The organism is Rhodoplanes roseus (assembly GCF_003258865.1).
Classification (GTDB): Bacteria; Pseudomonadota; Alphaproteobacteria; order Rhizobiales; family Xanthobacteraceae; genus Rhodoplanes; species Rhodoplanes roseus.
The window spans coordinates 1-5,444 of sequence record NZ_NPEX01000347.1; the positions used below are offsets into that span (position 1 = coordinate 1).

Annotated in this window: 5 protein-coding genes; all 5 read right to left on the minus strand. The window is 69.0% G+C overall.

What is annotated here, in order from left to right; all coding sequences use genetic code 11:
• Positions 1–72: 72 nt before the first annotated feature.
• Complete coding sequence (locus tag CH341_RS27685) at positions 73–1,362, minus strand: MFS transporter (protein WP_210208641.1); 1,290 nt, start codon at positions 1,360–1,362, stop codon at positions 73–75.
• A 104-nt stretch (positions 1,363–1,466) separates the two neighbouring features.
• Positions 1,467–2,513, minus strand: coding sequence for a tRNA-dihydrouridine synthase (locus CH341_RS27690; RefSeq protein WP_111422186.1), 1,047 nt, complete (start codon positions 2,511–2,513; stop codon positions 1,467–1,469).
• 74 nt (positions 2,514–2,587) lie between these two features.
• Positions 2,588–3,265: an NAD(P)H-dependent oxidoreductase gene (locus CH341_RS27695; RefSeq protein ID WP_111422188.1), complete on the minus strand. Its 678-nt coding sequence runs from the start codon at positions 3,263–3,265 to the stop codon at positions 2,588–2,590.
• Between the two features lie 49 nt (positions 3,266–3,314).
• Positions 3,315–4,160 (minus strand): cupin domain-containing protein, encoded by an 846-nt coding sequence (locus tag CH341_RS27700; protein ID WP_111422190.1) that lies wholly within the window; start codon positions 4,158–4,160, stop codon positions 3,315–3,317.
• A gap of 62 nt (positions 4,161–4,222) precedes the next feature.
• Positions 4,223–4,966 (minus strand): HpcH/HpaI aldolase family protein, encoded by a 744-nt coding sequence (locus tag CH341_RS27705; protein WP_210208642.1) that lies wholly within the window; start codon positions 4,964–4,966, stop codon positions 4,223–4,225.
• Between the last annotated feature and the right edge of the window lie 478 nt (positions 4,967–5,444).

The window sequence follows — 5,444 nt, forward strand, 5'->3', positions numbered from 1 at the left end:
GCAGCTTGCCCTCGTGGACCAGCGGCATGAAGCACAACTTGGGCAGGTAGCTGATCCCCATGCCGGCGACGGTCAGGAGGCCGTGGCTTCGGCCTTCGTGGTGAGTCTCACGACGGTGGCGCCGATTCCGACGGCCGCCAGGCATATCGTCGGCACCAGCATCGCGGCGACCGCGGAGCCCCCGAGCTTCGCGGCCCACGGCATCATGTTCTGGGCGGCGAAGCCGCCGAAATTGCCGAGCATCGAGATCGCGCCGATGCCGGCGGCAGCACGAGCGCCGGTCAGGAAGCGGGACGGCAACGACCACAGGCAGGGCAGCAGGAGCGAGATGCACGGCGTGCCGATCATCATCGCCACCAGCCGCATCCAGTTCTCCGAGACGACCGTGCTGGCGAAGAAGGCGGCGACGCCGATCGCCCCGAGCGTCGTGAATCCGGTGAGCACGTCGCGGTGGCTGCGGATGCGCCGCGGAACGATCATCAGCGCCACGGCGGTGACGGCCCATGGCAGCGAGCTCAGGATGCCGTTCTGGGTGCCGGTCGCGCCGAATCCCTTCACGACGGTCGGGATCCAGTAGATCACTCCGTAGAGCGAGGTCAGGATCAGCGCGTAGACGAGCGAGATGAAGAGCACACGCGGATCCCAGAGCACCTGCCACACGCCGCCGTGGTCGTGCTTCGCGGCACTCTCGCGATCGAGATTCTGCGACAGCCACTCCTTCTCGTCGGGCGACAGGAACGTCGCCTTGGTGTGGGAGTCCGGCAGGCCGAAGAAGATGACGAAGCCCATCAGGACGGCCGGGACACCGGTGACGAGGAACACCCATTGCCAGCCGGCGAGACCGAGCGTCCCGTCGAGGTCCAGCATCGGGCCGGCGAGCAGCGAGCCGAACATGTTGCCGAAGGCGCTGCCGAGCGTGACGATGCCCATCACGCGAACCCGATACGCCTGCGGGAACCACAGCGTGGTGAAGAAGATGATCCCCGGATAGGCCCCGGCCTCGGCGACGCCGAGCAGAAACCGCAGCACCGTGAAGACCGTGTCGGACCAGGCGAAGGCCATCGCCACCGTCACGACGCCCCAGCTCACCAGGATGCGAGTGAGCCACCTTCGCGCACCGTACTTGTGGACGGCGAGCGTGCTCGGAATCTCGAACACCAGATAGCCGACGAAGAACAGCGATGCGGCGAGACCGAAGGCCTGCTCGGACATGCCGAGATGCTTGACCATCTGCAGCTTCGCGAAGCCGACATTGGCGCGATCGATGATCGCGACGAGATAGGCCAGTGTCAGCAGCGGCATCACGCGCCAGAAGACGCGCGTCATCAATTGCTTCTGCTGTTCGGGATTCAAGATGGTCATCGAGCACTCTCCAGGAACATCGGTCTCGGTCGTCGGGGTGCAGCGTGGGCACCGTCGCAGCGACCGTCGGGCATCCGGGGCGGGCCCGGATGCGGGACTTGTCGTCAGGCCGGGACGTAGCGGCGCCAGTTGTCCCGAATCATCGGCATCTGCGCGAAGGTCTTGCGGCTGTCCGCGGCGCGCCCGATCAGCTCGCGGGCCGTGACGCCCTTGCGGGCCAGATACGCCTCGAGCTCCTCCAGCGCGTCGGCCAGCACGTCGAAGCCGCGCAGCATCACGGCGGAGGTCATCTCCACGGCGGACGCGCCGGCCAGCATCACGCGGGCGACGTCGAGACCGGACTGCACGCCGTTGACCCCGATCAGCGGACTCTCGGCCCCGAGCCGGAGGCGCGTCATCGCCAGCCATTGGCAGGTCAGCGGCAGGTTCCAGTGTCCTCCGACGCCCAGCGTCGTGCTCAGCATCGGTGCGAAGGTCTCGACGTCGGGGATCAGCCCGAGCGAGCGCCCGGCCATCACCACCGCCTCGCCGCCGGCCGCGAAGGCGGCGTCGGCGAGCTCCGGCACCCGCTCGCTCTGGCCGGTGATCTTGACCCACAGCGGAATGCCGATGGCGGCTCGAACCGTGCTCACGATGGTGGTGATCCGTGCCGGGTCGAGCTCGGTGGACACGGCGCCCTTCGCCGCCTGGCTCGCATAGGGCGTGCCGATGTTGAGCTCGAGTACGCGAATGCCGGCCTGTTCGACCTGCTTGGCCATTCGCACCGCCGCATCGAGGTCGGCGAGGATCAGGCTGCCCACCGCGTAGGAGTCGAAGGCCCGTGCCTCGCGGTCCAGCATGGCGGTCTGATCGAGCCATTGGTCGAAGGATTGCGGGGTCAGCCCGGACCGGCAGGCGAAGAACGCATCGGCCGGCGCGGCCGTGTTCCACGGCAGCGGCCGCCACTGGCTGTCGAGAATCATGTACTCGGCGCACTGGAGCTGATCGCGGGCGGCCTGCGACTCGTTGGTCGACTTCACCACCACGGCGCCCACGCCGGCCTGCAGCGCACGCCGGATCCCCTCCGGCTCGATGAGATGCTCGGCCGACCCGGCGATGAGTGGGTTCTTCAGCTCGACCCGACCGACCGACGTGTTCAGAAGTCCGTTCATTCGTTCATTCCATCCAGAGGCGTATCGCGCACGACCGAAGAGCGCGCAGGCGTGGCGAACGCCGTGTGAGAATTTCAGGTGCGGTGTGCCGTTTCGGCGCGCCGCCCGTCCGTGATCAGCACCTCACGAAGGCGCGCGCGCCAGGCGTCGAGCATCGCGGCACGGGCCGCGTCGTCGACGCGCGGCGCCGCATAGGCGACGAAGGGCGGATGCACGGTCGTGCCGAGATAGGCGAGCGTGAGCCGCTCGACCGGCCACAGCACCGTCTCGATCGGCCCGTAGGCGTCGCCTTCGGAGAAGCGCTTGATGGTGCCGCCCGTGGTGACGCAGCAGATCGACTGCTTCCCCTTGAACAGGCCGGTGTCGAAGCGGGTGCCGTCGCGATAGGCGAAGCCGAAGGCGAGCACGCGGTCGAACCAGCCTTTCAGGATCGCGGGCGGCGCCCCCCACCAGATCGGGAAGTGCAGCACCAAACAATCGGCGCGCGCCATGCGGGCCTGCTCGCGGGCGATCTCCGGCGAAAAGGCGCCCTCTTCGGCCGCGCGGGCCTGCTCGCCCTGATAGCGGAAGACCTCGGGGTCGGCGACCGAGGCGAAATCGTGCCGGCCGGCGACCGGATCGAAGTCTTGGGCGAACAGATCCGAGACGTCGACGGTGTGGCCGGCCGCGGCGGCGGTCTCGACCGTGGCGTCCTTGAGGGCCGAGCAGAACGAGCGCGGCTCGGGATGCGCATGCAGGACGAGGACGTTCATGACTTCGCTTTCTCGGGTCGGCCGCAGGTCCGGGGCGACGGCGCGGCGCTCACAGGCCGGCCGGCATCGGATAGTCGTCGGCGTTGCGCACCACGCCCTGGCGCAGGAAGTCGAGCCGCGGCGGCGCGAAGACGTCGACCAGGCGGCCGTTCGGCGCGACGTTGCGGCTGGTGTGGATGATGGTCGGCGGGATCACGGTGACGGAGGGGCTGCCGATCTCGGCATGCAGGTCGTCGCGCCAATCGTCCATCTCGGGCGTCCACGGGGTCCGCAGGTGATGGACCCAGGTGCTCTCCAGTGCCAGCGACGCCTGCTCGAAGTCCGCGTGCGAATGCGGGCTGAGCTTGTGGGTGCTGCGCGGCCCCACCCACGGGACCAGCGGATTCACCATCAGGTTGGCGGTGCGAAAGATGCGCAGGAACGAGCCCTCGGTGACGTGGTCGGCGAGGACGTGGTTGCGCAGCCGATAGCCGCCCTTCGGCGCCGGCCCTTGCACCAGCGGCGCCACCAGCGGTGCGCCGTCGGCGTAATCGGCGGCGTTGCAGGCACGCGCCAGCAGATCGGTCGCCTGCGCCGAGAAGATGCGGGCCAGCGTGCCGGCGCTCTTCGCCACGATGCGGCTCGCCCCCGGCGGCACGATGGTGAGCGTGTCGGGCGCGGCCTCGAGCGTCTCGGTGCCGGCCGTGACGGTGGCGGCGAGATCGTTGGTCAGCAGCACGTACTCGTCGGGATTGGCGTCGCGCGTCAGCACGGCGCCGGCCGCGACCATGGAGACCGTAACGACGAAATTGGCGCCGCGGCAGATCCAGGTCTCGGTGCCGGGGCCGCTCTCCACGGGCGGCAGGTCGTAAAAGGCGGCGAGCACGGGCGGCAGCGGGCGGGACGGGTTTGGCATGGCAGGCTCCACGAGGAACGGGACGAGCGAGCGCCGGCCGGGGCCGGCCTCGGGCAGGCGTCTCAGCGGGCCGGCACCAGGGCGTCGGCGGCGAGGCGAAGCAGGCTCTGGTCGGACGACACGACGATCCATTCGACGCCGCGGGCCGCGAAGCGGTCGCGCTCGGCCGCGTTGCTCACGAACATGCCGACGGTCTTGCCGGCGGCCCGGCCGGTCTCGATGACCCGCTCGGCGGCGGCCGTCACGCGCGGGTCCTGCGGACTTTCGAGACCCATCGAGAGAGCGAGGTCGGCATAGCCGATGAACAGGCCGTCGACGCCGTCGACGGCGGCGATCGCGGCGGCGTTCTCGACCGCCTCGGCGCTCTCGATCTGACACATCACGAAGGCGCCCTCGCCGGCATCGAGCGACTTCGCCATCGACAGCGTGCCGTAGCCGGCGAAGCGCGGCGAGCCCGAGAAGCCGCGCACGCCGCCGCGGTGGCGCGTCATCGCGATCACGTCGCGGGCGACCTGCGCCGTGTCGACATGCGGAACCAGCAGCCCGGCGGCGCCGATGTCCAGCGTCGAGAGGATCACGGGCGCGCTGACCTCGGGGATCCGCACGGCGAGCGGCAGGCCGACGGCGCAGCTCGCCGTCATCATCAGGTCCAGGGTGAGGCGGTCGAAGGGGGCGTGCTCGGCGTCGACCACGGCGAAATCGAGCCGGCTCTGGCCGAGTACCTCGATCACCTGGGGCGAGGCGGTCTTCACGAAGGTGCCGACCTTCAGGCCGCCGCGGGGCATCTTGGGCAGGGTCAGGGGCATGCGGGGTCCTCGGAGCGTGGCGCTCGGCGGTGCGGTCGGGGAGGGATCGATCCCGCCGCTTCAGTTCCGTATTACGATATTTATTTTTGTACAGCGATATGCGTAGGAACCCGGAGGAGGCGTGTGCGCGAGACATCCCGATGACAGGCGGGATGTCGTCAGCCGCTGCTGGTGATCATGCGGGAAAAGCCGCTAACGTTGTGATTTGTTGCACTGCAGCGAACATCGAGCAGCTTTCGGCGCGCGGCCGAGAGAGCGCGCTCGCCGCTTCGAAAGGCCGGATCGAGTCGTCGCCGGGTGACTTGACGAACCGAAAAAACGGCGCCTAGATGTCTCTCATAATAAAAATTTGTCTCGCGATACGAGACCAACTCAACCCCCTTCGAGATCTTCCGCCGGGCGTCGCCTCCCGAACGCCCAGCGCATCGGCGCGCCGCCCCCGTCGGCGCATCCGGGCTGCGGCGTCGCGCGCTGTCGC